Genomic DNA, 539 nt, shown 5'->3' on the forward strand with positions numbered 1-539 from the left:
AAACTTGGCAAAAACTCTCTTACATCAATGGAACCAATCCACCCCTTAATGCGGCTAGGCAAAGATTTACAAAAATCCATCAATTGTGAGATAGACGACATAAAGCCATCGACAATCGAATTAGCCAGATCTTCGCCCGCTTGTTCCATACCAGCCTTGGCACTCTCCGAGAGCTTTTCCTGTGTAAAAAAACTCTTCAACCATTGCCAAAAGTTGGAAAGGCTTTGTTTAACGCCCTCCCACAAACCTTCAAAGCTTTGAACAACAGCGCCAAGCCCTTGTTTGAACTTTTGCCAAGTTTGAGAGAAATCAAAAGCAGCAGCAATGATGTTTTTCCATTTGGTGATGGTGGTGGGTTCAGCACCAAAAAAGCGCATGACGGCTTCAAAGGCTTGCCCAAAAGCCCGAGATACCCCCCGTGCAAAGCCCTTCATAAAAGAAGAAAAACGATCCCAATATTTCCACAAAGCAAAACCAGCAGCCAGTATGACCGCCACAACAGCAGCAACCACAGCCCCTATTGGGGTAAAAATACCCCC

1 pseudogene is annotated in these 539 nt (G+C 45.5%); it reads right to left on the bottom strand.

Going from position 1 to position 539, the window contains the following annotated elements:
* Positions 1 to 539: pseudogene (locus tag ACFIO5_RS13415) on the bottom strand (phage tail tape measure protein); the annotation flags it as partial.

The organism is Bartonella sp. AA86SXKL, from assembly GCF_042196885.1.